Origin of the sequence: Thalassobaculum sp. (genome assembly GCF_965223715.1) — a bacterium.
Classification (GTDB): Bacteria; Pseudomonadota; Alphaproteobacteria; order Thalassobaculales; family Thalassobaculaceae; genus Thalassobaculum.
Map to the genome: position 1 here is coordinate 3,657,501 of NZ_OZ245012.1, position 26,389 is coordinate 3,683,889.

Sequence of the window (26,389 nt, forward strand, 5' to 3'; positions counted from 1 at the left end):
GGCACGCCGATCATGGCCGCCGGCGACGGCGTTGTGGAAGTGGCCGGGCGCAACGGCGGCTACGGCAACTACATCCGCCTGCGCCACAACAGCACGATCAAGACCGCCTACGCCCATATGAGCAAGTTCGCCAAGGGCATGGGCAAGGGCAAGCGGGTCAAGCAGGGCGACATCATCGGCTATGTCGGCACCACCGGCCGCTCGACCGGCCCGCATCTGCATTACGAGGTGCTGGTGGACAACCGCCAGGAAAACCCGATGAGCGTGAAGCTGCCCGCGGGCGAGCAGCTCACGGGCAAGGAGCTGGACAAGTTCAAGCGCTTCCTGCCGGCCATCGACCGGCGCGTCGCCTCCCTGCGCAGCGACACCACGGTGGCGAGCCGCTGAGGTCAGCTGCCTTGTGACGATCCGATCAGCCCCGGCCCTGCGCCGGGGCTTTTCATTTTGAGCCTGGGCCGCTCAGGCGAAACGCACCAGCGCATCCACCGCGACAGCCCCGTCGGCCAGGACCATGACCGGGTTGGCTTCGGCCTCGGCCACGCGGAGGTTCGGGTCCAACGCCAGGGTCGACAGCGCCGCCACCGCCCGGGCCAGGGCCTCCAGGTCGCCGGCCGGCCTGCCGCGCCAACCGGCCAGCGCCTTCAGCCCCTTCACCTGGGCGATCATCTCCCGCGCCCCGGCGACATCGACCGGCGCGGTGCGGACCGCCACATCCTCGTAGAGCTCGGCGAAGATGCCGCCCGGCGCCACGCTGATCACCGGGCCGACCTCAGGGTCGACCCGATAGCCGACCAGCGCCTCGCCCAGGCCCCGCACCATGGTCTGCACCAGCCAGCCCTCCAGAACGGCACCGGGGGCGGAGGTCTTCAGGTGCTCCCGCATGGCGTCGCGCGCCGCCTTCAGGGCGGCCTTGTCCTCCAGGCCAAGGGCCACGGCCCCCGCCTCGGTCTTGTGCGGCAGGTCGGCGCTGACCGCCTTGAGGACCACCGGATAGGCGATGTCGTCGGGGATCGCCTCATCGACGCCGAGCAGCCGGCGGCCAACGGTGGACAGGCCGAGCCGGTCCAGCAGGTCGAGCCCGTCCGCCTCCCCCAGCACCGCGCCGGGCCGGGCCGGACCGATCTCCGGTGCCGCCTCGGTGGGGACCGGCCCCGGCGGGGTCCATTCGATGAAGGCGCGCACCGCATCGGCCATGGATTCGATCGACCGGAAGCCGGCGACCTCCGCCTCGGACAGCATGGCCAGCGCCCGGTCCGCCTGGGGCAGCGGGGCGGCGGCAATCGGGGTCTCGTGGCCGGCACAGTCGACGATCGGCTGCACCGCCCGCTCGGGCAGGAACTGGGCCGACGAGCCGATGGCCGCCACCACGGCGGCGTAGTCGCCGCTGTCCAGCAGCCCGTCCAGCACGGTCTTCATCACCTCGTAGCGCGCACCGGCGAGGGTGACGTCGATCAGCCGGGCCGGTTTCAGGGACAGGCCGACCGCCTCCTTCACATGGGCGCGCAGGGCGTCGGACGCCCCCTCCACCTCGATGCCGGCCGCTCCCAGACGGTCGACCGCCATGGCACCGCCGCCACCGGTGGTCGTGACCACGGCGACGGGTTTGGAGCGGCGGGTGGCGTCGGGCTTGCGGCCCTTCAGCAGGGCGGGGAGTTCCAGCAGCGCCTCGAACTGGTCGACCCGCAGGATGCCGAGATCGCGGAAAAAGGCGTCCGCAGCCTTGTCGGAGCCGACCAGGGCGCCGGTATGGGAGACGGCCAACGCCTGGGCCTCGGGCGAGCGGCCGAGCTTGTAGACCACGATCGGCTTGCCGGCGGCATGGGCCGCACGGGCGAAGGCGGCGATCCGCTCCGGCCGGCGCACGGTCTCCAGGAACAGGACGAAGGCGTCCACCCCGTCCAGGCCGACCGCGGCCTCGCCGATGGCGCCCACATCCAGGTCCGCCTCGTTGCCGACGGAGACCAGGGAATGGAAGCCGATGCCCCTTGCCGCCCCGCGCGACACCAGGGTGCCGATCAGCGAGCCGGACTGGGACAGGGCCATCAGCCGTCCGGGCTTCAGGCTCTCGGCCTCCCAGGCGGCATTGGTGGTGAAAGGCGTGCGATCAGCGACGTTGGCGGCGCCCATGCTGTTGGGGCCGAGCAGCCGCATGCCGCCGGCATGGGCCTTCTCCACCAGCCGGCGCTGGGCTTCCGCTCCGTCCTCGCCGGACTCGGCGAAGCCATCGGCCAGGACCGTGGCGACCTTCACGCCCAGGCGGGCGGCCTCGACCACCTGTTCCTCGACCCGCTCGGCGGCGGTGACGATATAGACATGCTCCGGCACGGCCGGCAGGCCAGCGAGGCTCGGCCAGGCCTTCTCTCCCAGCACGGTCTCGCGCATCGGGTTGATCGGCCAGACCGTGCCGGCGAAGCCGTGCTTGCGCAGGAAGCGCAGCGGCCGGGCGCTGTCCTTCTTCGGATCGTCGGAGGCCCCGACCACGGCGACCGTGGCTGGCCGGACCAGGGCGTCGATCCAGCCCTTGCTGTCAGCCATGTCCCGCCTCACGCCTTCGGCTTGGGCGGGCGCTGGGAGAAGCGCCGGTTGAAGACGCCCTCGGCGATGCGGTTCTTCATCATCTCCAGGCTGCCGCCGGCGATCTGCCAGCCGCGGGCCCGACGCCAGCAGTATTCGACCAGGCTCTCCTCGGTGTAGCCGAGGCCGCCGAGGATCTGCATCGCCTCGTTGGCGGCCAGGAACCCGGCCTCGTTACAGAGATACTTCACCAGCGCGGTCTCATAGGCGCTGGGCAGGCCCTTGTCGGCCTTTCCGGCGACCCGGTAGAGCATGAGCTGGGCCGCCTCCATGCGCAGGGCGGCCTCGGCGAACTTCCACTGCAGCCCCTGGAAGTCGGCCAGCGGCCGGCCGAACTGGTGCCGGGTCTCCGCATGCTCGCGGGCGATCTCGAAGGCGTGGCGGCCGAAGGCCAGGGCGCGGGCCGAGTTGCCCAGGCGCTCGATGTTGAAGGCCGCGATCTGCTTCTTGAAGCCGCCCTCGCGCAGCAGGACGTTCTCCGGCCCGACATAGACGTCTTCGAAATAGAGCTGGCACCAGTCGTCGCCGCCCACGTAGCGGCTCGGACGGCCCAGGGTGAAGCCCTCCTGCCCGCGCTCGATCAGCACCGAGCCGATGCCGTCGACGCCCGGGCCGTAGCGCACATAGACCAGGAACAGGTTGGAATCCGGGCTGTGGGAGGAGAACACCTTGGTGCCGTTGATCCGGAAGCCGTCGCCGTCGGGGGTGGCGGTGGTCTTCAGGTCGGTCACGGCGGAGCCGGCCTCGGGCTCGCTCATGCCGACCGAGATGGTCGCCTCGCCGCCGATCAGCGGGGCGAGATAGCGTTCCTTCTGATCGGGGGTGGCGTATTCCACGAAGGTGCGGATCGGCCCGAAATTGCCGGCCTGGATCACGTCGGCGGAACGCGGGCAGACGGCGGAGACGGTCTCGATGGCGACGATGGCGTCCATGAGCGAGCCGCCCATGCCGCCATCCTCCTCCTTGAAGGTGATGCCGAGCAGACCCTGCTCCGCCATCAGCTTGGCGACGTCGAACGGGAATTCCGAGCGGTGGGCGCGGGCCAGCCGGTCGGCGGCGAGATGGCGCTCGGCAAATCCGCGCACGGCGTCACGGAACTGAAGCTGCTCCTCGGTGAGGAGGTCGTCATAGAGGGAGGACATGCGGGTCTCCGGTGGGTCGGGTGGTCTCGACGTCGTTACGTAGGTTTTTCCTGCACTCCCCGGCCTTGTGCCGGGGCCCACTGCCGGTCCTGCAAGCCGCATGAGATAGAGCGGAACGGTCAGGGATGCGGAACCGTAGGCCCCGGCACAAGGCCGGGGAGCGGCGTGTTTTAGCCCCCTACTCCGCGGCGTGCGGCAGGGCGGTGGCTTGCAGCAGGTCGCCGACCGGGCCGGCCGAGCGCAGGTTGCGCAGCCGGGCCAGCAGGTCGTTCGCCACCGCGGCGCCGAGCACGTCGTCGGTCAGCTCGTGGAACTTGGCATCCAGCTCGGCATCGGTCAGCGGGTTGTCCGGGTCGCCCTTGCGGGTCGGCGCGAAATGCTCGAACCGCCGCCCGTCGGTGGTGACGATCGCCACCCTGGCCGAGCGCGCGCCGGGGAAAGCCGCCTCGCAGCCGGGATCCACGGTATGCACCACCTTGGCCGCGAGATCGCGGATCGCCGGGTCGGCCAGGGCATCCGGGTCGAAGGCCGCGCGCCGAACCGAGCCGCGCACCAGCACCGCCGCCACGCAATAGGGCAGGCTGAACTTCGCCTCGAAGGCGGTGACCGGCTCGGCATTGCCGCAGATCTCCACCGACTTGGCGTAGGAGCCGGCCTCGATGCGGGCGATGCGGTCGAACGTGAGGCCGTTGGCGGCGGCGATCTCGGCGGCGGCGTCGACCGCCGCATGCACATGGCCGCAGGCGGCGTGGTTTTTGAACGTGACCCGGGTGATGGTCCAGTCCGAGCCCAGAGTGGCGGTGGCCGCCTCCCAATCCACATCCGGCCCGCTCATGGCAGCCCCGAAGCCGCGCGGACCCTCCAGCGCGTCGAGCGCGCCGGTCACCCCCGCCTTGGCGAGGCGCGCGGCGAGCACCCCGGCCTCGGCCGCCCGTCCGGAATGCAGCGGCTTGCTCATGGCGTCCGCCCGGAACGCCTGCTGCAGCCCGGCGGCCATGGTCGCGGCGGTGCCGAGCGCATGGGCGGTCTGGCCGGCGTCCAGGTCGAGGATCACCGAGGCCGCGGCGGCCGCGCCGAAGCAGCCGACCGTCGCGGTGGTGTGCCAGTAGTCGTAATGGCGCGGGTTCACCGCCTTGGCGATGCGGTTCGACACCTCGTAGCCGGCGACCACGCCGGCCAGCAGCCGCGCGCCGTCGGCGCCGGCGAGCTCGGCGGCGGCCAGGGCGGCGGAGATCGTCGGCGTGCCCGGGTGGTACAGGCCTTCGCGGAAGATGTCGTCGAACTCCACCGTGTGGGAGGCCGTACCATTGATCAGCGCCGCGGTCTGGGCGGTGGCCCGCTGGCCGCCGGGGACCAGCGAGGCGTTTCCGGCCCCGACCTGATCGGCCAGGGCCTCGGCCACCAGGGTCGCCGGCGCCATCACCCCGCCCGGCACGCAGGCGGCGAACCAGTCGACGATGGCGCGCTCAGCGTGGTGGCGCACCTCGTCGGACAGCGGGGCCGTGCGCAGGCCGGCGGCGAAGCGGGCATAGGTCTCGAGTACGGTCGTCATGTCACCCTCCCTCAGGCGCCGAGCTTGTCGGCCAGCTCTTCCATGCTTTCGGTGATGTACTCCCAGTCGCTCTCGGCCTTGTTGTCCTTGTCCTGGGTCGGGCCGTATTCGGTCGGGCGCAGGATGAAGGCGGTCTTGAAGCCGAGGTCGCGGGCCGCCTGCAGGTCACCGTTATGGGCCGCCGTCATCAGGATCTGGGACGGGTCGAGGTCGAGCCAGTCGGCGCCGGTCAGGTACACCACGGGCTCCGGCTTGTAGTTCCGGGCGGGCTCGGCGCCGAGGATCATGTCCCAGGGCAGCCCGGCGAACTTCGCCATGTTCACCATCAGCGAGACGTTGCCGTTCGACATGGTGGCGAGAATGAACTTCTTCTTCAGCCGGGTCAGCCCGGGCACGCTGTCGGGCCAGGGATGTAGCCGGTGCCAGACCTTGTTGAGGTGCTCCAGCTCGGCCTCGTCCAGGCTCACGCCGAACTCCGTCAGCACGGCCCGCAGGCTCTCGCGGTGGAGGTCGTCCAGCCGCCGGTAGGGCGCCTCGCCCCGGCGGACGGGCAGCATCGAGGGGAAGTACTTCGCGCGCCACCGCATGGCGAACTCGGTCCCGTCCAGCGACCAACCCTTCTCCGCGGCCAGCGCATCGACTTCCGCCGCAACGCTGGTGCGCCAATCCACGACCGTCCCGAAGACATCGAATACCAGCGCCTTGACCTCTTGGTCGGCCATTGCTTCCTCCTCGCCACGCGCCCTGTTGCTTACAGATTTCAGTTCGATTTCTGGGGGCATCACTTGACCCCCGGCGCGGGTCATGAAACTGTATACAAGCGTCATAAGACGCGGCAACCGGTGGACTTAATCACACCGGAAAAGAAAGCAGGGACGGGAGGAACATCGCGGACATGTGCCGCATCCCGACCGACATGCAAGTGGGACAGTGACGACGACGCCGCGGCGTCGGGCGAACGTGTCCCTGTAACAAGCCGTTCCTGACCCCCCTGCGGGTCAGGTGCACTGTCACGTTTGGGAAGGAGACGACCCTATGAAGTCACGTCTGACCCGGTTTGCGGCCTCGGTCGCGCTCGGCTCGGCCCTCGTGGTCGGCGCGGGCTCGATGCCGGCGTCCGCTCAGGAATATGGCGGGGAACTGCGCCTCGTCGTGGGCAGCGACATCCCGTCCTATGACGGCCACATCGAATCCACGTTCGGCATGATCCACCCGATCCGGCCGTTCTACAGCCTGCTGATCCGGGTCAATCCGGACAATCCGTCGTCGCCGACCGACTTCGTCTGCGATCTGTGCGTCGGCGAGGTGCCGAAGCCGACCAATGACGGCAAGACCTACACCTTCAAGCTCCGCCAGGGTGTGAAGTTCCAGGACGGTCAGGTGCTGACCGCGAAGGACGTCAAGGCCACCTTCGACAAGCTCGCCTTCCCGCCGGAAGGTGTCGCGTCGAACCGCAAGGCCTACTTCGCGATGATCGACAGCATCGAAGCGCCGGACGATGAGACCGTCGTCTTCAATCTGAAGTTCCCGTCGGGCACCTTCATCCCGACCATCGCCATGCCGTTCAACTTCGTCTACTCGAAGAAGGACCTGGATGATCACGGCTACACGTGGCACCAGACCAACGTCAACGGCACCGGTCCGTTCCACTTCGTGGAGCATGTCCAGGGCAGCCACGTGACGGGCAAGAAGAACCCGGACTACTACCACGAGGGCAAGCCGTACCTGGACGGGTACACCTCCCTGATCGCGCCGAAGATGTCGGTCCGCCTGCAGGCCATCCGTGGCGGCCAGGCCGATATCGAGTTCCGCGGCTTCCCGCCGAAGGCGCGTGACGACCTCAAGGAAGCCCTCGGCGACCAGATCGAGGTCCAGGAGAGCGACTGGAACTGCGTGCTGATCGTGACGCCGAACCACGAGGCGAAGCCGTTCGACGATCCGCGCGTGCGTCAGGCCCTGTCCCTGGCCATCGACCGGCACCAGGGCTCCGAGTATCTCTCCAAGATCGCGATCGTGAAGACGGTCGGCGGCATCGGCTTCCCGGGCCACCCGATCTCCTCCACGCCGGAGTATCTGGAAAAGAACATCATCGGCTACAGCAAGGACATCGAGGCCAGCCGTGAGAAGGCGAAGGCTCTCCTCAAGGAGGCCGGCCACGAGAACCTGAAGTTCACCCTGCACAACCGCGGTGTGGACCAGCCGTACAAGGTCGTCGGCACGTGGCTGATCGACCAGTGGCGCCGGATCGGCCTGGACGTGGAACAGTGGGTCCAGCCGTCCACGCCGTTCTACGCGACCCTGCGCACGCAGAAGAACTTCGAGGTCTCCCTCGACTTCAACTGCCAGGCCGTGGTGAACCCGATCGCCGACGTCTCGAAGTTCCTGCCGTCCTCCGGCGCGAACTACTCGTACTTCAAGGACGAGGAGCTCGAGAACATCTATGCCGAACTGCTCAAGACCGGCGACGAGGCCAAGCAGCGCGAGCTGTTCGCCCAGTATGAGAAGCGGGTCCTGAACGACCTCGCGTCGCAGTTCATCACCCTGTGGTGGTACAAGATCAATCCGTACCGCTCCTACGTGAAGGGCTGGAAGACGTCCCCGAGCCACTATCTGAACCAGTCGCTCGAGAACATCTGGATCGACGCGGCCGAGCGCCAGAAGCAGCTCGGCGGCTGACGCTCCCGACACGCTCATCCGCCGCCCCGGGACTTCGGTTCCGGGGCGGTTCTTTGCCCCCATAATGAAAAGCGTGAGCGACGCCTGAGATGTACACCTACATCATCAAACGATTGCTGATGTTGCTGCCGACGCTGATCGGCGCCGCAATCCTGATCTTCCTGCTGCTGCGGCTGGTGCCAGGCGATGTCTGCCTGCTCAAGTTCGGCGGCGAAGGCTCGTATGCGGATCCGCAGCAGATCCTCATGTGCCAGGAACGGCTCGGCCTGACCGATCCGATCTGGAAGCAGTTCATCGACTACATGGTCGGGTTCTTCACCTTCGACCTCGGCGTGTCGATGTGGACCAGCCAGCCGGTCGCCTACGAGATCGCGATCCGCTTCGAGCTGTCCCTGCAGGTGGCACTGATGGCAACCTTCGTCTCGGTCGTGATCGCGCTGCCGCTCGGGGTCATCTCGGCGGCCAAGCAGAATTCCTGGATCGACTACGTGGTGCGGACCTTCAGCATCGCCGGCATCGCGATGCCGTCCTTCTGGCTTGGGATCCTGATCATTCTGGGGCTGCTGATAACATCCCAGGCCTGGTTCGGACGCCCCTGGATGCCACCGATCCACTTCGAGTCCTTCTTCGTCGATCCGGTGCACAACATGTCGCAGCTGATCTGGCCGGCGCTCGCCACCGGATACCGGTACTCCGCCGTCGCCACGCGCATGACCCGCTCGGCCATGCTGGAGGTGCTGCGCGAGGACTATGTCCGCACCGCCCGCGCCAAGGGCCTGATCGAGAAGGTCATCATCAACAAGCACGCGCTGAAGAACGCCATGCTGCCGGTGATCACCATCGTCGGTATCGAGTTCGCGTTCCTGATGGGCGGGCTGGTCGTGACCGAGCAGGTGTTCAACCTGAACGGCCTCGGCAAGCTGTTCGTCTCCGCGGTGACCCAGTCGGACTACACGATGACCCAGGCTCTCGTGATGCTCGTGGTGGCGATCTTCGTCCTCATGAACTTCCTGGTCGACATCATGTACGCGTGGCTCGACCCGCGCATTCGCTACAGTTAAGGGAGCCATCGCGATGACGACCCCCGACATCAGCATCGAGTCCGATCGGCTGCCGCAGCGCAAATCCGCCCTGCAGCATGTCGTCAGCCTCGCCCGCAAGCAGCCCCTGGGCTTCGCCGGCGGAATCGTGGTCCTGGCGATGGTCTTCATGGCCCTGTTCGCGCCGTGGCTGGCCCCCTTCGACCCGGAGCAGGCGAACTTCGCCGACATGCTCGTCCCGCCGGGCTCCACGAGCGAGATGGGCGAAGGCTTCTTCCTGCTGGGCACCGACCAGTTCGGCCGCGACCTGTTCTCGCGCATCATCTACGGCGCGCGGACGGCCCTGCTGGTCGGCTTCACCGCCGCCATCATCGGCTCCTGCGCGGGCCTGGCCCTGGGCGTGGCGAGCGCCTATTTCGGCGGCTATTTCGACCTGATCCTGCAGCGGATCATCGACGTCTTCATGGCGTTCCCGCTGATCATCATGGCGCTGGCCATCGTCGCCATCTTCGGCACCGGCACGGAGAAGGTGATCATGGCGATCACCATCCCGTTCATCCCGCGCTGCGCCCGCGTGGTGCGCTCGAGTGCCCTGGCGGTGCGCGAGATGCCCTATGTGGATGCCGCCCGGTCCATCGGCTACAGCAGCACCCGGATCATCTTCCGGCACATCGCGCCGAACGTGGTCGCCCCCTTCCTGATCATGCTCACCGCCTTCCTGGGCGAGGCGATCCTGCTGGAGGCGTCCCTGTCCTATCTGGGCCTGGGCGTGCAGGAGCCGACCCCGGCCTGGGGCCTGATGCTGCAGGGCGGTGCGGAGGAGTATGCCGAGAGCGCGATCTGGGTCCCGATCTTCCCGGGTCTGGCGATCACCATCGCGGTGTTCGGCTTCAACCTGTTCGGCGACGCCGTGCGCGACGCCCTGGACCCCCGCCTGCGCTCCCAGTAAGCGCGCGCCCCATCGACCTTGCGGAAAGGGCCCCGGTTTCGGGGCCCTTTTCTGTTTCACGGGATGCGAGGCCGGTCAGGCCGGGGTGTCGTCCACGATCAAGGAATAGACACCGTCCCTGTCCGGCGTGCCGACAATCTCGGAACTCATCAGATAGCGCTGGGCGCCGACCAGGACGGCCGCCTCGTCGGTGTCGTCGTTCAGCACCGGGACATAGAGCCTGTCGCTGGCGACGAACTCCCGGCCGGGCACGGAGAAGCGCAGCCGGCAGAACACGGCGCAGCGCCCGTCCAGGGCGGTCTGGTAGATCCCGGTCCGGAACGCGGCCGGGCCGGCCGGCATGACCTGGTCGAGATACATCCCGGTCACCTCGAAGCCGTAGATCTCGCGCATCTTGGTTCCGGCCAGCCGGCACCAGAACCGCTGATCGGCGTTGCGTTCAAGGATGATCATTCCGGGCAGTACGTCCGTCGGCAGGTCGAGCGGATCGATCTCCGACCGGCGGGGCAGCCGCCCCAGGGACGTCCGCAACCCCATCCAGTAGTCGTACAGACCGGCCAGTCCCGCATCGGTCAGCGACTCTCGAAACCCCAGGGCCTGATTCACCGCGAACCTCTTAAGTCGCCGAATGAACTTGCCTCGATGTTGCGTCAAATCCGCACAAATGTCGAAGCCGATACGCGCCCTGTCCCAGCGCGATCCGATGCCTAAGATGGACGGTGGGACGGGCCGGACAAGGTCCGCCCCCATCCCCCTCAGCCGATCGGCGCGTCGAAAGCGAGGCGATAGAGGCCGTCATCCGCCGTCTCGCCCCGCAGGTCCGCGATCGACAGGAAGCTCTGACCAGAGAACAGGACCGACACGTCCGCGCCGTCATTGGACAGGGCCGGCAGATAGAGCCGGTCGCTGGCGACGAACTCGCGGCCGGGAATGGCGAAGCGCAGGCGGCAATAGGCGGCGCAGGGTCACCGAGGGCCCTGGCGTAGATCTTCTGGCGGATCGCGACCGGACCGGCCGGCATCATGGTGTCCACATACATGCCGGTCATCTTCAACTTGTGCATGTCCAGAAGCTTCGTACCGGCGAGCTCGCACCGGACGCGGCCTCCCGGCTCGCGCACCAGGATCATGGCGACCGGCAGGAAGGCCGGCGGCAGGTCGAGGGGGTCGATCTCCCGGCGGTGCGGCAGCCGGCCCAGGGTGCGGCACAGGCCCCGCCAGTGCTCATAGACCGACCGCAGCAGCGGGTCGGGGATCGCCGCCGGAAACGGCGCGCTGCCGTCCATCATCACTCCCCCGTCAGGCGCAGGATCGATTATTTGAATTAAATACTGCTCCTTTGCTGCTGCGCCAGTCTCCGAAACGAAGAAGGCCCGTCTTTCGACGGGCCTTCGGGGAAATCAGCGTATGCCGGCGGTGGACGGATCAGGCCGCCTGGGCCGCGCCGCTTGCGGTGCGCTGGACCAGATGGCCCGGCGACACCTCGTCGTAGTAACGCTGCGGCGGCTCGTAGCCGACCGGCTTGACCGGGCTCGGGATCTCGTCGGTCATCAGGCGCAGCTCGGTCTTGCGCTTGGACGGATCGGCGATCGGCACCGCGGCCATCAGCTTCTTGGTGTAGGGGTGCTGCGGATTCTCGAACACCGCCTGGCGCGGACCGATCTCAACGATCTCGCCGAGATACATCACCGCCACCCGGTGGCTGATCCGCTCCACCACGGCCATGTCGTGGCTGATGAACAGATAGGCGAGGCCCATCTCCTCCTGCAGGTCCATCATCAGGTTCACCACCTGCGCCTGGATCGACACGTCGAGGGCCGAGACCGCCTCGTCGGCGATGATCAGCTTCGGCGACAGGCCGAGCGCGCGGGCGATGCAGAGGCGCTGACGCTGACCGCCGGAGAACTCGTGCGGGTAGCGGCCGGCATGCTCGGCGTCGAGGCCGACCCGGCGCAGCAGGTCGACCACCCGGTCCTGGGCGTCCTTGCCGCGGGCCAGACCGTGCACGATCATCGGCTCGGCAATGGCGTCGCCCGCCGTCATGCGCGGGTTCAGGGACGCGAACGGATCCTGGAAGATCATCTGCATGTCGCGCCGGAACGGCCGCATCTCGCCGGCCGACAGGCCGCTCAGCTCTTGGCCTTCGAAGACCACCGAGCCGCGGGTCGGCTCGACCAGGCGGATGATGCTGCGTCCGGTGGTGGACTTGCCGCAGCCGGACTCGCCCACGACCGCCAGGGTCTCGCCCGGCTGCAGGGTGAAGGAGACGTTCTCCACCGCGTGCACCCGGCCGCTCGGCTTGCCGAACATGCCGCCGCGGATGTCGAAGCGGGTGGTCAGCCCCTCCACCTTCAGCAGCGGCGGGGCGTCGACCTTCACGGTGTCGCGGATCTGCAGCGTCGCCTCGGACTGACCGGTCTGCTCGGTCACCACGTCGCCCTCGGCCCGCTTGACGTCCACATTGGCGAACTTCATCGGCAGCTTGTGGCCCTTCATCGAGCCGAGACGCGGCACCGCGGCCAGCAGGGCCTTGGTGTAGGGATGCTGCGGGTTCTCGAAGATCTGCTGGGCCGGACCCTCCTCGACCTTCTTGCCGCGCAGCATGACGACGACCCGGTCCGCCACCTCGGCGACAACGCCCATGTCGTGGGTGATGAACATCACCGACATGCCGATCTCGTTCTGGAGCTGCTTGATCAGGTCGAGAATCTGCGCCTGGATCGTCACGTCGAGCGCGGTGGTCGGCTCGTCGGCGATCAACAGGCTGGGACGGCAGGACAGCGCCATGGCGATCATCACGCGCTGGCGCATGCCGCCGGAGAGCTGGTGCGGATACTGGGAGAGCTGCTTCTCGGGCTCGGGGATGCGGACCAGCTTGAGCATCTCCAGCGCCTGCTGCAGCGCCTGCTCCTCGGTCTTGCCCTGGTGCAGCATGATCGCCTCGGCGATCTGGAAGCCGACGGTGAACACCGGGTTCAGCGACGTCATCGGCTCCTGGAAGATCATGGAGATGTCGTTGCCGCGGATCGAACGCATCTCGTCCATCGGCTGCTTGGCGATATCGATCACCTGGCCGGACGGCTTGCGGAACAGGATCTCGCCCGACGGGATCTTGCCGCCGGCATTGTCGGTCAGCCGCATGATCGACATGGCGGTCACCGACTTGCCCGAGCCGGACTCACCGACCACGGCCACGGTCTCACCCTTGTCGATATGCCACGACACGCCATCGACCGCCTTGACCGTGCGGTCCTCCAGCGGGAAGTGGACCTTCAGATCGTTGACCTCGATGAGCCGATTGGCATCCATCCCCTAACTCCCAAAAAAGACAAACCCGTCCCTGTGCCCCTCTTCGGTGGGGGCGAGATTGCATACACTAACCGAGCCGGACCCGGATTTGCAGGTGTTTTTCCGGTTTTCCCGGCATTTATCCCCGCTACCATGCGTCCATGAAACCAGTCGACTTCCCCGGCGGCCTGAAAGCGGGAATGCGCGCCGCGGCGGGCCTCCCCACCGTCGTGCTGCTGGGCAGTCTGACCGGCTACGGCGCGCTCGCCCATGACACCGGGTTCGGCGGCGGGCTGGCGGTGCTGTCGACCATCCTGATCTGGGGCCTGCCCGGCCAGATCGTCATGGCGGAGATGTATGCGGCGGGCGCCGACGTGCTGGCGATCGCCATCGCGGTGGGGATGGCGAACATGCGGTTCTTCCCCATGGCGGTGTCGCTGATGCCGACCCTGGGCGACGGCAACGTCCTCACCCGCTTCGCCCAGGCCCAGCTCATGTCGGCCACCTCCTGGGCCTATGTCATGCGCGCGACCGCGCCGGAGACGCCCCAGGCCCGGCTCGGCTACCATACCGGCTTCACCTGCACCTGCGTGACGGTCGCGGCGATCGCCACCCTGATCGGCTATCTCGGCGCCGCCGGTCTGCCCAAGCCGCTCGCCCTGGCGCTGCTGTTCATCAACGCCTGCTTCCTGCTGCTGCTGCTGCTCGACACCAAGGGGCGGGGAGCGGCGGTGGCGGTGGTCACCGGCGTGGCGGCGGGCATCCCAATCAATCTGTACTTCCCCGATACCGGTCTGATCATCACCGGCCTGGTCGGCGGCACCGCCGGGTTCCTGGCCGACGGCACGCGCCCGCGGGAGGAGACATGACGGCGTTCGGACCCGCGACCGCCGCCCTCGTGGTGATCGCCGCCATCGCCGCCACCGCCCTGTGGCGGGCCCTCGGCGTGTTCCTGGCACGGCGGCTCGACACCAAGGGAGCCGTCTTCCGCTGGTTCTCCTTCGCCTCCTTCGCCGTGCTGGCCGGGCTGCTGTCGCGGCTGCTGATTCTGCCGAGCGGCGACCTGGCGACCATCGGGCTGGAGGTCCGGCTGGGGGCGGCGGTGATCGGGGTGGCCGCCTTCTACCTCTCCCGCCGCAACCTGCTGATCGGCGTGGCCAGCGGCACGATCAGCTTCGCGGTCGCGGCGGGGGCGTTGGGGTAAGGCTCAGGCGTTCCCGCTCAGATAATCGAGCGCCGCCTGGACACCGCCGGTCTGGATCGGCACGCCGGCCATCCGCAGGCCCATCTCGCAGCCCGACAGGGTGCCGCACAGCATCAGGTCGTTGAAATCGCCGAGATGGCCGATGCGGAACATCCGGCCCTTCACCTTGCCGAGGCCGGCGCCGAGCGACATGTCGAACTTCTCCAAGATCACCTTGCGCACCGCGTCGGCGTCATGGCCCTCCGGCATCACCACGCCGGTCAGGACGGGGGAGTATTCGCGGGTGTCCTGGCACTGGATCTCCAGGCCCCACTGGCGCACGGCGCGGCGGGTGGCCTCGGCATGGCGCTCGTGGCGGGCGAAGACGTTGTCCAACCCCTCGTCCATCAGCATGTCGCAGGCCTCCTTGAGGCCGTAGAGCAGGTTGGTGTTCGGGGTATAGGGGAAGTTGCCGGTCGGGTTCTGGCCGATCTGCGACGACCAGTCCCAGTAGGACTTGGTCATCTTCGAGGACTTGGACGCCTCCAGCGCCTTGTCGCTGACCGCGTTGAAGCTGATCCCCGGCGGCAGCATCAGGCCCTTCTGCGAGCCGGAGATGGTGACGTCGATCCCCCACTCGTCATGGCGCAGGTCGGCCGAGGCCAGGCCGGAGATCGTGTCGACCATGAACAGCGCCGGGTGCCCGGCCGCGTCGATCGCCTTGCGCACTTCGGGGATGCGGGAGGTCACGCCGGTGGAGGTCTCGTTGTGGACGCAGCACACGGCCTTGATCTCGTGGCCTTTGTCCTTGGACAGGCGCGCCTCCACCTCGGCCGGGTCGACGCCGCGGCGCCAGTCGCCCTCGATCACCTCCGGCTTCAGGCCAATGCGGGTGGCGAGCTCGACCCACAGGGTGGAGAACTGGCCGGTCTCGACCATCAGAACCTTGTCGCCGGGCGACAGCGTGTTGACCAGGGCGGCCTCCCAGGCGCCGGTGCCCGAGGCAGGGAAGATGATCACCGGGTTCTTGGTCTTGAAGATCGGCTTGATCTTCTCCAGCACCTCCTTGGCCAGCGCCTGGAATTCCGGACCACGATGGTCGATGGTCGGACGCTCGATGGCGCGCAGGATGCGGCCCGGCACGTTGGAGGGACCGGGGATCTGCAGGAAATGGGGGCCGGCGCGATGGGCCATGGGGTGTTCCTCCTAAAGGGTTCTGTTCTGGTCAGACGAGCGCGCGTTCCAGCACACGGGCGACGTGAACCGCCTCGCGCTGCGCGCCGTCGTGAATCTGGTGGCGGCACGAGGTGCCGTCGGCGACGAGGATGGTGTCCGGATCGGCCGCCCGGACCGCCGGCAGCAGGCTGAGCTCGGCCATCTTCATAGAGACGTCCAGGTGCTCCTTCTCGTAGCCGAAGGCGCCGGCCATGCCGCAGCAGCTCGACTCGATGACGGAGACGTCGAGGCCGGGGATCAGCTTGAGCGCGGTCTGCAACGGACCCATGGCGGCGAAGGCCTTCTGGTGGCAATGGCCGTGGACCAGTGCCTTGGCCCCGATCGGCTTGAGCTTGAGCCCTTCGAGCCGCCCGGCCGAGGACTCGCGGGCGATGAACTCCTCGAACAGCATCGCCATCTCCGGCACCTTGCCGGCCCGCTCGCGCAGCAGCGAGGGCAGCTCGTCCTTCAGGGTGAACAGACAGGACGGCTCCAGCCCGACGATGGGAACCCCGCGCTCGGCGAAGGGGCCGAAGGCGTCCACAAGGCGGGTCATCTCGCCTTCCGCCTTTTCGATCAGGCCTGACGCGAGATAGGTGCGCCCGCAGCACAGGTGACGGCCGCCCGCCGGGACCGGGTCGATGACGTGGATCGTGTAGCCGGCCGCCTCCAGCACCGCGACGGCGGCGCGCAGGTTCTCCGGCTCGAAATAGGTGTTGAAGGTGTCGGCGAAGAGCACGACCTCGCGGCCGTCGGCCACCGGGCGGTCTGATACCTCCGAGCCGCGGAATGGGGTCGAACTCCAGTGCGGTAGCGTCCGCTCCTTGGCAAATCCGAAAATCTTCTCGCTGAGCCAGGCCGCCCCCGGCACCGCATCGCGCAGGTTGGCCAGGTAGGAGAAGCGGCTCGCCGCCTCGGCATAGCGCGGCATCTCGGCGATCAGCCGGTCCTTGGTCGACAACCCGTGGCGCTTGACGTACTGGCCAAGCACCTCGGTCTTCATCTTCGCCATGTCGACGCCGGTCGGGCATTCCCGCTTGCAGCCCTTGCAGCCGACGCAGAGATCCAGCGTCTCCTTCAGGGCAGGGTCGGTCAGCGCCTCCGGCCCGAGCTGGCCGGAGAGCGCAAGGCGCAGGGTATTGGCCCGGCCGCGCACCAGATGCTGCTCGTCGCCGGTGGCCCGGAAGCTCGGGCACATGACGCCCGGGTCGCGCTTCCGGCAGGCACCGTTGTTGTTGCACATCTCCACCGCACCGGAGAGCCCGCCCCAGGCGGACCAGTCGAAGCGGGTGTCCGGGTTCACCGCCGTATAGCCAGGCTTGAAGCGGAACAGGGAGCGGTCGTCCATCTTCGGCGGGTTCACGATCCGGCCCGGGTTCATCAGCCCCTTGGGATCGAAGGCCTGCTTGACCTCGGCGAAGGCGTCGACCACCCGGTCGCCGAACATGGAGCGGTGGAATTCCGAACGCACGATGCCGTCGCCATGCTCGCCGGAATGGGAGCCCTTGTACTCCCGCACCATCTCGAACGCCTCTTCGGCGATGGCGCGCATCTTCTTCACGTCGCCGCCGTCCTTCATGTTCAGGATCGGCCGCACATGCAGGGTCCCGACCGAGGCATGGGCGTACCAGGTGCCCTTGGTACCGTGCTTGGTGAACACGTCGGTCAGCCGCGCGGTGTAGTCTGCCAGATGCTCCAGCGGCACCGCGCAATCCTCGATGAAGGAGACCGGTTTGCCGTCGCTCTTCATCGACATCATGATGTTCAGGCCGGACTGGCGCACTTCGGTGATCCGCGCCTGCAGCCCCGGATCCTCCGCCCGCACGACGGCGCCGGGGAAGCCGAGATCGGCCATCATGGTCTCAAGGTCATTCAGCTTGGCCAGCAGCGGCGCCTTCTCGTCGCCGGCGAATTCGACCAGCAGCAGGGCGTCCGGCTCGCCCTGCACGAACTCGCGCATGGCCGCTTGGAACATCGGGATCTCGCGGGCCAGCTCGATCATGGTGCGGTCGATCAGCTCGACCCCGAACGGCTTCAGCGTCACCAGATGCTGGGTGTTCTCCATGGCGGCGTGGAAGGTCGGGAAGTGGCACACGCCCACTACCCGGTGCTTCGGAATCGCATGGGTCTTCAGCCTGAGACGTCGCGACAGGGCCAGCGTGCCCTCCGAGCCGACCAGCAGCGAGGCCATGTTGTGGCCGCCCGCCGCGTCCCGGGCCACCACCCGGTCCAGGTTGTAGCCGCCGACCTTGCGCATCAGCTTGGGGATGTTGGCATCGATCTCGCCCTGCTCGCGCTCGGCGATGGCGCGGATCTGCTGCACCAGGTCACGGTAGCGCGCCGGGCCGGAGAGTTCTCCCAGATTGCCCGGCACCCGGTCGAACCGGGCCTCGGTGCCGTCCATCAGAATGGCGTCGATGGCGGACACGTTGTCGACCATGATGCCGTAATGGATCGAGCGGCCGCCGCAGGAATTGTTGGCCGCCATGCCGCCGATGGTCGCCCGCGAGGAGGTGGAGATGTCGACCGGATAGATCCGCCCCTTCGGCTTCAGCCAGGCGTTCAGGTGGTCGAGCACGATGCCCGGCTGGACGGTGACCTCCTGGGTCTCCTCGTCGTAGTCCACGATCTCGCGCAGGTACTTGGTGCAGTCCAGCACCAGGGCGGTATTCACCGTCTGGCCGCATTGCGAGGTGCCGCCGCCGCGCGGCAGCAGGGGGATGCCCTCCATCTCGGCGATATGCACGGCGGCGCGCAGGTCGTTCTCGGTCTTCGGGATGACCACGCCGATCGGCTCGACCTGGTAGATGGAGGCGTCGGTCGAATAGCGGCCGCGGGTGAAGGCGTCGAACTTCACCTCGCCCTCGATCTCGCGTCCCAGCCGCTCGGCCAGGGCGGAATCGCCGATCCGCGTCGCTGCATCCGCCATCGTCGTCACCCTTCGGGAACACTGCCCCTTATGCGTTTCGTTGCGTGCTAATCTAACGTCAGGATAGGGCCGACGATACCAAGCGAGCGGACAACGGATGTCGCCGAGCGGACAGGACAGTGGATCGGGACGCGATCCGGTGAGCGGTCACGAGGAGACCGACACGCCGGTGATCGGCCATGCCGCGTCCTTCGCACCGGGCGCCAGCGTGCCCTGGCACACCCACGACCGGGGCCAGCTCGCCCTGACGCTCGCCCGGGTGATGCGGGTGGAGACGCCGCAGCGGGTCTGGCTGGTGCCGCGGGGCAGCGTGCTCTGGCTGCCGGCGGGCACGCCGCACCGCTCGCTCGCGCCGGAAGAGCGCTCCATGCGCAGCCTCTTCGTGCGCGACGACGGGGCGGGGGCGCTACCCGACAGCCCGAGTGCGGTGGAACAGGGCACACCGCTGGCCGACATGGTGACCTGGCTGGCCGAGACCTACGACCGGGAACGGCTGGACCGGGCCTGGACCACGGTGGCGGGGGCCGCCCTGGCGCTGGTGCGCCCGGCCCCGGGGGTGAGCGTGCGCCTGCCCCGGCCGGGCGACCCGGCGGTGGCGCGGATCGCCGACGCGGTCTCGGCCGATCCGTCGGATGAACGCTCGCTGGAGGAATGGGGCGACATCCTGGCGATCAGCCCGCGCACCCTGCGCCGCCGGGTGCAGGCGGAGACGGGGCTGACTTACCGCGACTGGCGCCGGTATCTGGCGCTGACGGTGGCGGCGGAAAAACTTCTCACCGGCGAGCGGGTGACGGACGTGGCTTTCGAGGCGGGGTACGCGACGTCCAGCGCCTTCGTCGCCGCGTTTCACAAGGCGTTCCAGGTGACGCCGGGTCAGTTCCAGCGCTTGGCAGGAAGTTAACCCCAACGCTCACTGCCCGGATTTATTCCGGGCCGAGCCCACGAGCTTGCGCGCTCTCAGAACGTTCGGGAGCGGCGGATGGGATTGCCCCGGAATGAATCCGGGGAGTGTGAATTTGTTGATGCGGCGGTATCGGCACAACGACCAGGAAGACGGAAGAGCAGCGATAGAGGCTGGTGCGCCCCCCCCTAGAACCGCCAGCCGACCGTGATGCCGCCGAACACGCTCGGTCCGTTCTGGCCTTCGAATTCGGGGCTGCGGATCACGTGGGTGTAGGCGATGCGGAAGTCGTCGTAGGTCAGCACAGCACCGGCCGACAGCTCGCCGACGAAGATGTTCTTGTCGACGCTGGGGGAGTCCTCGAACGTGTTGCCGTCGAGGAAGATGTTGCGGCCGACAGCACGCCCCTCCGCACCCGCGAACACATACCAGCCGAGTTGGTCGCCACCGGTCACCTCGCCGAAGAAGTCGGAGCCCGGGCTGGCCGGCTGGATGCGCGGCGGGCCGTAATCGCCTTCTGGCGGATCGCCAAGGCGGAAGGTGATGCCGGCGGCCCCGTGGGTGAACACGTTGCCCAGCGCCACCGTGGTATGCGGTGCCGCGTCGACCCGCAGGCCGCCGTAACTGGCCAGCGGCGCGCCGAAGACCCAGCGCCGCTGCACCATCAGCAGGACCGCCGGCTCGTTGTTGAGCTGGTGGTCCCAACCCTGGGGATCGGGCGAGCCGATCAGGTCGTGCACGAAATCCTGCACCTCCTCGCCCAGCGCCAGCGGCCCGACGACACCGAGCGACAGCAGGGCGGAGGTCTGCACCCGCGAGAACCGGCTGTCGCGCTCATAGGGCTCGTCGGTGATCACGCCGACCGAGCCGTAAAGCCAGGCGGCATAGGGCTGGTCGTCCGCCGGCGGGTTCTCCAGCTTGATGTCCTGGGGGGTGTACAGGTTTTGGCCGAAGGTCGCCTGCCAGCGGGTCTTCTCGCCGGTCCCCAGCAGCGGCTCGGAGCCGCTGCGCACCACGTTCGGCACGTTGTTCACCTCGCTGGTCCAGGTGAAGCGGAAGCCGTTCGTATAGTACTGGTCGGTATTGGCGGGCAGGTCGTTCTCCAGCGTGAAGCTGAGAACCGACTCGTCGGGATCGACTTCCTTTTCCTTCGGCTTCTCGTCGGCGACGGCCGGTATCGCGGGAAGGGTCAGGAGCAGGGCGTAGATGATTTTGCGCATGGGCCGACTCATACGTTGCTGCGACGGGATGCGCCAGTCCGGACTTGACCGTAAGACGCGCTTGTGGCTCAACTGCCGGCATGATGTTCGGAACCGCGACGCTCGGCCTGCGACTTATTTGCCCGGCTCTCTAGGAGAGACCGGGACAGATTCGTTCGCCCCCACGCGTCCACCCCAAGGTTCCATTGAGGCCGACCGATGATCGGCACTGACCCCCGACAGGTATCGAAAATTCCGAGCGCTCGAGGTGCGTTCGAAATTTATTCCACCTGTGGCGTGGCGGCGACACAAACCAGCAGACGAGAGCGACGATAATCCGGCGCCCGCCCGCGAAACCCGTGTCCAGAGAGAGGGAGCGGACCGGCGGCGCGCCCCAGGAGGAAAGACGATGTTGAACCGAATGCCGATCCACAAGTACCGCGCCTACGCCCAGGTCGACCTGCCGAAGCGGAGCTGGCCGGACAAGGTGATCGACACCGCGCCGATCTGGTGCTCGGTCGATCTGCGCGACGGCAACCAGGCCCTGGTCGACCCGATGGACGGCCCCCGCAAGCGCCGAATGTGGGACGCCCTGGTCAAGATGGGCTTCAAGCAGATCGAGGTGGGCTTCCCCTCGGCCTCCGACACCGACTTCAACTTCGTGCGCCAGCTCATCGAGGAGAACCTGATCCCCGATGACGTCACCATCCAGGTCCTGACCCAGGCGCGGGAGCACCTGGTCCAGCGCACCTTCGAGAGCGTGGTCGGCGCCAAGAACGTCATCATCCACCTGTACAACTCCACCTCCGAACTGCAGCGCCGGGTGGTGTTCCAGGAGGACCAGGCCGGGGTGAAGAAGATCGCCACCGACGGCGCGGTCATGGTGCGCGACCGGCTGGACATGCTGGCCGGCCAGAACGTGCAGCTCCAGTACTCGCCGGAGAGCTTCACCGGCACCGAGCTGGACTACGCCCTGGAGGTCTGCGAGGCGGTCATGGATATCTGGGCGCCGGTCGTCGACAACAAGATCATTCTCAACCTGCCGTCCACGGTGGAGATGTCGACGCCGAACATCTATGCCGACCAGATCGAGTGGATGCACCGGAACTTCAGCCGGCGCGACCGGATCTGCCTGTCGGTCCATCCGCACAACGACCGGGGTACCGGCGTGGCGGCGGCCGAGCTGGCGGTAATGGCCGGGGCCGACCGGGTGGAAGGTACCCTGTTCGGCAATGGCGAGCGCACCGGCAACGTGGACATCGTCACCCTGGGCCTGAACCTGTTCACGCAGGGTGTGGATCCGAAGCTGGACTTCTCCGACATCAACGGCCTGATGGAGACCGCGGAATACTGCAACCAGCTGCCGATCCACCCGCGCCATCCCTATGCCGGCGAGCTGGTGCACACGGCCTTCTCCGGCTCGCACCAGGACGCCATCAACAAGGGCATGAAGGCGATCAAGGCGGCGAACAGCGGCGTGTGGGAGGTCCCCTACCTGCCGATCGACCCGCACGATATCGGCCGCGACTACGAGGCGGTGATCCGGGTCAACTCCCAGTCCGGCAAGGGCGGCATCGCCTATGTGCTGGAGAACGACCACCACATCCGGCTTCCCAAGGAATGGCAGGCCCAGTTCAGCCAGGTCATCCAGCGGCTGACCGACGCGAGCAGCCGGGAGATCTCCAGCCAGGAGATCTGGAACGCCTTCGAGAAGGAATACGTCACCCAGCCGGAAGGCCGGTTCAACCTGATCTCCTTCGAGTCCCGCCGCGTCCCCGGCTCGAACCAGGTGGTCGAGGTCAATGCCGTACTCACCGATAACGGGGTGGAGAAGACGGTCACCGGCCAGGGCAACGGGCCGGTCAACGCCTTCTCGCACATGATGCGCAAGGAGTTCGGGCTGAAGTTCAAGCTCAAGGACTATGTGGAGCACACCCGCTCGGTCGGTTCCGACGCCGAGGCGGCGGCCTATATCGAGCTCAAGGTGCCGGACGAGAGCGGCACCAGCATCTTCGGAGTGGGCATCGACACCGACATCACCCTGGCGCCGATCAAGGCGGTGGTGAGCGCGTGTAACCGGCTGTAACCGGCCGGCAGGTCCGACACTCGGGCGGGTGCGGGACGGTCCCGCGCCCGCCCTTTTCGTTTCCGCAGCCTCTTTCTGCCGGCGGCTATTTCTCGAATACCAGCCGGTCGTACAGGTGCCAGGTGGTGTGGCCGAGGATCGGGAAGATCACGATCACGCCGAGGAAGGCGGGAGCGATCGCCGCCAGGGTCAGCGCCCCGACGGCGGCCCCCCAGATCAGCATGACCGCCGGGCTGGCCAGCACGGTCTTCACGCTGGTGATCATCGCGGTGATGAAGTCGATCTCCCGGTCCAGCAGCAGCGGCATGGAAATCACGGTCAGCGAAAACAGGATCGTGGACAGCACGGCGCCGACGATGGTGCCGACGATCAGGAAGGACGCACCCTCCGAGGTGGTGAGCAGCACGTCGGTGAACGCCTCCCAAGAGCCGACGCCGCGATAGCCCAGGGTCAGGGCCATCACCAGCCGCACCTGATACGCCCACATCCAGAACACGAACAGCACCACGAAGCTCATCCAGCCGAGCTGCCGGCGCTGCTGGGCGAAGACCACCAGGAAAATGTCCGACGCGCGGTAGTCCAGCCCCCGGCTGCGCCGGCGCGAGATCTCGTAGAGACCGGCCGCCAGGAACGGCGCCACCAGCGGGAATCCGACCCCGGCGGCGATGGCGATCAGGACCTGGTCGAACACCACCAGGCTCGACAGCAGGACCGCGCCGAACAGGGCGCAGACCAGGCCGAAGAACAGGCTGAGGACCGGCGAGGCCGTCATGTCCCGGATGCCGGCCCCAAGCGCCGCCCGGATATCGTCGAAGCCCGCGGCCCGCACATCCAGACGTGGGACCGCCGATGCCTGCACATGCTGCTGATCGGTGCTCATGGCGTTCACCCCCTTCCAGGGCGTCGCCGCCCGACCGGCGGCCGCCCAACCTTTGCCTCGGCTCGGGTGTCTCTCCCGACGCGCCGGCGATTATTTTCGTCAAGTTTACGCCCGGCCGGTCCGCGGTTCCAGGCCTCCGGTCAGGGGCGCAGCGCCCGCTTCAGCACCGCGAACAGTCTGGGATCCGATGACTGGGCCACGTTGAAGCGCAGGAAGCCGCGGGCGGTGCGCGACTGGCTGAACGCGTTGCCCGGCGCCAGCACCACCCCCTCGGCCAGGGCGGACCGCGCCACCTCCGCCGCATCCAGCCCCTCCGGCAGGCGGCACCACACGAACATGCCGGCCGTCGGTGTGATCCAGGGCGTCACGCCAAGGTCGCCGAGCCGGGCGACCGTCCGCTCCATCGCCGCGGCGAGACGCTGGCGCAGCCCGTCCATGTGCCGGCGATAGCCGCCTTCGGTGAGCGCGAACAGCACCGCCTCGGCGGCGAGGCGGCTGCCGGAGAAGGTGGTGGCGATCCTGAGGTCGCACAGGCTCTCGATCCAGTCGGGCCGGCCCGCCACATAGCCGCAGCGCACCGAGGCTGAGAGGGTCTTGGAGAAGCTGGAGATGTGGATGACCCGCGACAGCCCGTCGAAGGCGGCGAGACGCGGGGCGGGGCTGTGCTCGAAATCGCTGAAGATGTCGTCCTCGACGATCACCAGGTCCGAGCGCTCGGCCAGGGATAGCACCTGATGGGCGACCGCCGGCGACAGGACCGCGCCGGTCGGATTGTGGATCGCCGAATTGGTGATGTAGAGCCGGGGCCGGTGCGCCTCCAGGGCCGCGGCGAAGGCCTCCACATCCGGCCCGGTCGGCGTATAGGGCACCCCCACCACCCGGGCCCGGTGCGCCTTCAACAGGGCGTGGAAGTTGAAATAGCAGGGATCGTCGACCAGCACGGTATCGCCCGGCTCGATCAGGAAGCGGCAGATCAGGTCGATCGCCTGGGTCCCGGAATCGGTCAGCATGATCTGCTCCGGGGCGGCGGTGACGCCCAGGCCGGCGAGCCTTCGGGCCAGAACCTGGCGCAGGGCCGGCAGACCCAGCGGCGTGCCGTAGTCCGACAGGGTCTCGCCCCCGGCCCGGGCCACCGCCCGCAGCGCCCGGCGCATGCCGTCCTCGTGCATCCAGGAGGCCGGCAGCCAGCCGCAGCCGGGCTTCAGCACGTCGTCCCCCGCCTCCAGCGACTGGCGCGAGATCCAGAGCGGATCGACCTCCCGCTCCACCTTCGGCCCGAGTTCGGCCAGGGCCAGCGGGGCGACCGGGCCGCAGACATAGAAGCCGGAGCCGGGCCGCGCGCGGATCAGCCCCTCCGCCGCCAGCCGCTCATAGGCTTCCACCACCGTGGAGACCGACACCTTCATCGCCCTGGCCTGCGCCCGCACCGAGGGCAGCCGGGCGCCCGGCGCCAGACTGCGCGCGCCGACCCGGGCCCGCACGGCCGCCATCACCGCCTCGATGCGGGTGCCGGACGACCGGTCGCCGGTCACGAGGGCGGAAGACGTGTCCATCCGTGCTGCTCACTCACCCGATACAGTTCGTCCGAATTGTACTGCACTGTCTCTGGCCGGTCGAGGCCGATCGCGCGACACCTGCCCCGGAGCTTCGATACGGTGAGGACCAAGATGGCGACGGACAGGATAGACGGAACAGCCGTTACCAGCGGGTGGATCAGCGGCTTTCTCGGCATGGTGATCTTCTCCGGATCCCTGCCGGCGACCCGGGTGGCGGTGATGGCCTTCGACCCGGTGTTTCTCACCGCGGCGCGGGCGGCGATCGCCGGGCTTCTCGGCCTCGCCCTCCTGCTCGCCCTGCGCCAGCGCCGGCCCTCCCGCAGCGACCTGCCCTCCCTGGCGATCGTCGCTCTGGGCGTCGTCGTCGGCTTCCCGCTGCTGACCGCCATGGCCCTGCAATACGTCTCCTCGGCCCATTCGATCCTGTTCATCGGCCTGCTGCCGCTGGCGACCGCCACCTTCGGGTATCTGCGGGCGGGCGAGCGGCCGCGGCCGGGCTTCTGGCTGTTCTCGGTCCTGGGCGCCGCCCTGGTCGTCGGCTACGCCCTGGCCCAGGGGATCGGGTCGATCACCTGGGGCGATCCGCTGATGCTGGCCGCGATCGTGGTCTGCGGCCTCGGCTATGCCGAGGGTGGCCGGCTGTCCCGCACGGTCGGCGGTTGGCAGGTCATCTCCTGGGCCCTGGTGCTGTCGCTGCCGGCGATGCTGGCCCTGACCTGGGCGACCCTGCCGGCGGACTTCGGGCATGTGGATGCGGCGGCCTGGACCGGGCTCGCCTATGTCTCCCTGTTCAGCATGCTGATCGGCTTCGTGTTCTGGTACCGGGGCCTGGCCCTGGGCGGGATCGCGGCCGTGGGCCAGCTCCAGCTCCTGCAGCCGTTCTTCGGCCTGGCCCTGGCGGCACTGCTGCTCGGTGAGGCGGTGAGCATCACGATGCTGGCCCTGACGCTCGGCGTGGTCGCCTGCGTGGTCGGGGCGCGGAGATTCTCGAGATAGGGAAGTCGCTCTGGTGCCCCCGGTCCGACTCGAACGGACACTTCCTTGCGGAAAACAGATTTTGAGTCTGTCGCGTCTACCAATTCCGCCACGGGGGCGCCGGGCGGGCCGCACTATGCCGAGCGCGTGACACCCGGTCAATCGGATCGCGCCAAGCCCCCTTCAACCATGCCATCTTGCCGCCCCAGTCGCCGGCTGGTATCCGCAGCGCACACCCGCCGCCA

General features: G+C 67.9%; 20 protein-coding genes, 1 tRNA gene and 1 pseudogene (1 of these 22 running past the window's edge). 9 read left to right on the top strand and 13 right to left on the bottom strand.

What is annotated here, in order from left to right:
- Window positions 1-387, top strand: the final stretch of a protein-coding gene (locus tag ACOQOP_RS16850) for a M23 family metallopeptidase (protein ID WP_420562971.1). It extends 948 nt beyond the left edge of the window; the window shows 387 of its 1,335 coding nt (coding positions 949-1,335); the start codon falls outside the window, past its left edge; its stop codon occupies window positions 385-387.
- 72 nt (window positions 388-459) lie between these two features.
- Here ACOQOP_RS16850 and ACOQOP_RS16855 read toward each other — a convergent pair whose 3' ends face one another.
- The 4 genes from ACOQOP_RS16855 to ACOQOP_RS16870 all read right to left on the bottom strand — a co-directional run bounded on the left by ACOQOP_RS16855 (window position 460) and on the right by ACOQOP_RS16870 (window position 5,990).
- The gene (locus ACOQOP_RS16855) at window positions 460-2,535 is read right to left on the bottom strand and encodes an acetate--CoA ligase family protein (protein ID WP_420562972.1); all 2,076 of its coding nucleotides are present in this window, start codon (window positions 2,533-2,535) and stop codon (window positions 460-462) included.
- 8 nt (window positions 2,536-2,543) lie between these two features.
- Entirely contained in the window at window positions 2,544-3,716 is a 1,173-nt protein-coding gene (locus ACOQOP_RS16860) for an acyl-CoA dehydrogenase family protein (protein WP_420562973.1), read from the bottom strand.
- A gap of 178 nt (window positions 3,717-3,894) precedes the next feature.
- Window positions 3,895-5,268 carry an MmgE/PrpD family protein gene (locus tag ACOQOP_RS16865; RefSeq protein WP_420562974.1) on the bottom strand — a complete coding sequence of 458 codons (1,374 nt, stop codon included), beginning with the start codon at window positions 5,266-5,268 and terminating at the stop codon, window positions 3,895-3,897.
- An 11-nt stretch (window positions 5,269-5,279) separates the two neighbouring features.
- On the bottom strand, window positions 5,280-5,990 hold the full coding sequence (locus tag ACOQOP_RS16870) for a haloacid dehalogenase type II (RefSeq protein WP_420562975.1): 711 nt from the start codon (window positions 5,988-5,990) through the stop codon (window positions 5,280-5,282).
- Window positions 5,991-6,303: 313 nt separating this feature from the next.
- On the opposite strand from ACOQOP_RS16870, the gene ACOQOP_RS16875 reads away from it, so the two are divergent.
- From ACOQOP_RS16875 to ACOQOP_RS16885, 3 genes are all read left to right on the top strand, one after another.
- Window positions 6,304-7,944 carry an ABC transporter substrate-binding protein gene (locus ACOQOP_RS16875; RefSeq protein WP_420562976.1) on the top strand — a complete coding sequence of 547 codons (1,641 nt, stop codon included), beginning with the start codon at window positions 6,304-6,306 and terminating at the stop codon, window positions 7,942-7,944.
- Window positions 7,945-8,033: 89 nt separating this feature from the next.
- Entirely contained in the window at window positions 8,034-9,005 is a 972-nt protein-coding gene (locus ACOQOP_RS16880) for an ABC transporter permease (RefSeq protein ID WP_420562977.1), read from the top strand.
- A 13-nt stretch (window positions 9,006-9,018) separates the two neighbouring features.
- The gene (locus ACOQOP_RS16885; RefSeq protein WP_420562978.1) at window positions 9,019-9,933 is read left to right on the top strand and encodes an ABC transporter permease; all 915 of its coding nucleotides are present in this window, start codon (window positions 9,019-9,021) and stop codon (window positions 9,931-9,933) included.
- 75 nt (window positions 9,934-10,008) lie between these two features.
- Here ACOQOP_RS16885 and ACOQOP_RS16890 read toward each other — a convergent pair whose 3' ends face one another.
- The 3 genes and pseudogenes from ACOQOP_RS16890 to ACOQOP_RS16900 form a co-directional block, all read right to left on the bottom strand.
- Window positions 10,009-10,539 (bottom strand): PAS domain-containing protein, encoded by a 531-nt coding sequence (locus tag ACOQOP_RS16890; protein ID WP_420562979.1) that lies wholly within the window; start codon window positions 10,537-10,539, stop codon window positions 10,009-10,011.
- A 412-nt stretch (window positions 10,540-10,951) separates the two neighbouring features.
- A pseudogene (locus ACOQOP_RS16895) lies at window positions 10,952-11,221 on the bottom strand (PAS domain-containing protein); the annotation flags it as partial.
- Window positions 11,222-11,357: 136 nt separating this feature from the next.
- Window positions 11,358-13,241, bottom strand: coding sequence for an ABC transporter ATP-binding protein (locus ACOQOP_RS16900; protein ID WP_420562980.1), 1,884 nt, complete (start codon window positions 13,239-13,241; stop codon window positions 11,358-11,360).
- A gap of 140 nt (window positions 13,242-13,381) precedes the next feature.
- On the opposite strand from ACOQOP_RS16900, the gene ACOQOP_RS16905 reads away from it, so the two are divergent.
- Both ACOQOP_RS16905 and ACOQOP_RS16910 read left to right on the top strand, forming a co-directional pair.
- Window positions 13,382-14,089 (top strand): AzlC family ABC transporter permease, encoded by a 708-nt coding sequence (locus ACOQOP_RS16905; protein ID WP_420562981.1) that lies wholly within the window; start codon window positions 13,382-13,384, stop codon window positions 14,087-14,089.
- Entirely contained in the window at window positions 14,086-14,424 is a 339-nt protein-coding gene (locus ACOQOP_RS16910) for an AzlD domain-containing protein (protein WP_420562982.1), read from the top strand. Before ACOQOP_RS16905 ends, ACOQOP_RS16910 begins: the two co-directional genes overlap by 4 nt.
- Window positions 14,425-14,427: 3 nt before the next feature.
- On the opposite strand, the gene ACOQOP_RS16915 is transcribed toward ACOQOP_RS16910, so the two are convergent.
- Together ACOQOP_RS16915 and ACOQOP_RS16920 are read right to left on the bottom strand one after the other, a co-directional pair.
- Complete coding sequence (locus ACOQOP_RS16915) at window positions 14,428-15,597, bottom strand: pyridoxal-phosphate-dependent aminotransferase family protein (protein WP_420562983.1); 1,170 nt, start codon at window positions 15,595-15,597, stop codon at window positions 14,428-14,430.
- Window positions 15,598-15,628: 31 nt separating this feature from the next.
- Window positions 15,629-18,547, bottom strand: a complete 2,919-nt coding sequence (locus tag ACOQOP_RS16920; protein ID WP_420562984.1) for an FAD-binding and (Fe-S)-binding domain-containing protein — start codon at window positions 18,545-18,547, stop codon at window positions 15,629-15,631.
- A 139-nt stretch (window positions 18,548-18,686) separates the two neighbouring features.
- On the opposite strand from ACOQOP_RS16920, the gene ACOQOP_RS16925 reads away from it, so the two are divergent.
- Complete coding sequence (locus tag ACOQOP_RS16925) at window positions 18,687-19,448, top strand: AraC family transcriptional regulator (protein WP_420562985.1); 762 nt, start codon at window positions 18,687-18,689, stop codon at window positions 19,446-19,448.
- A 188-nt stretch (window positions 19,449-19,636) separates the two neighbouring features.
- On the opposite strand, the gene ACOQOP_RS16930 is transcribed toward ACOQOP_RS16925, so the two are convergent.
- On the bottom strand, window positions 19,637-20,668 hold the full coding sequence (locus ACOQOP_RS16930) for a lipid A deacylase LpxR family protein (protein WP_420562986.1): 1,032 nt from the start codon (window positions 20,666-20,668) through the stop codon (window positions 19,637-19,639).
- 388 nt (window positions 20,669-21,056) lie between these two features.
- Between ACOQOP_RS16930 and leuA the strand changes: the two genes are divergently transcribed.
- Entirely contained in the window at window positions 21,057-22,733 is a 1,677-nt protein-coding gene (gene leuA, locus ACOQOP_RS16935) for a 2-isopropylmalate synthase (RefSeq protein WP_420562987.1), read from the top strand.
- A gap of 85 nt (window positions 22,734-22,818) precedes the next feature.
- On the opposite strand, the gene ACOQOP_RS16940 is transcribed toward leuA, so the two are convergent.
- A complete protein-coding gene (locus ACOQOP_RS16940) occupies window positions 22,819-23,613 on the bottom strand; it encodes a DUF2189 domain-containing protein (RefSeq protein WP_420562988.1) in 795 nt (264 codons plus the stop codon).
- Between the two features lie 140 nt (window positions 23,614-23,753).
- Complete coding sequence (locus tag ACOQOP_RS16945) at window positions 23,754-25,166, bottom strand: PLP-dependent aminotransferase family protein (RefSeq protein WP_420562989.1); 1,413 nt, start codon at window positions 25,164-25,166, stop codon at window positions 23,754-23,756.
- Window positions 25,167-25,280: 114 nt separating this feature from the next.
- Here ACOQOP_RS16945 and ACOQOP_RS16950 point away from each other — a divergent pair, with 114 nt between their 5' ends.
- Window positions 25,281-26,165 (top strand): DMT family transporter, encoded by an 885-nt coding sequence (locus tag ACOQOP_RS16950; protein WP_420562990.1) that lies wholly within the window; start codon window positions 25,281-25,283, stop codon window positions 26,163-26,165.
- 11 nt (window positions 26,166-26,176) lie between these two features.
- On the opposite strand, the gene ACOQOP_RS16955 is transcribed toward ACOQOP_RS16950, so the two are convergent.
- Window positions 26,177-26,263 (bottom strand) — tRNA-Leu (locus ACOQOP_RS16955).
- Window positions 26,264-26,389: the final 126 nt, after the last annotated feature.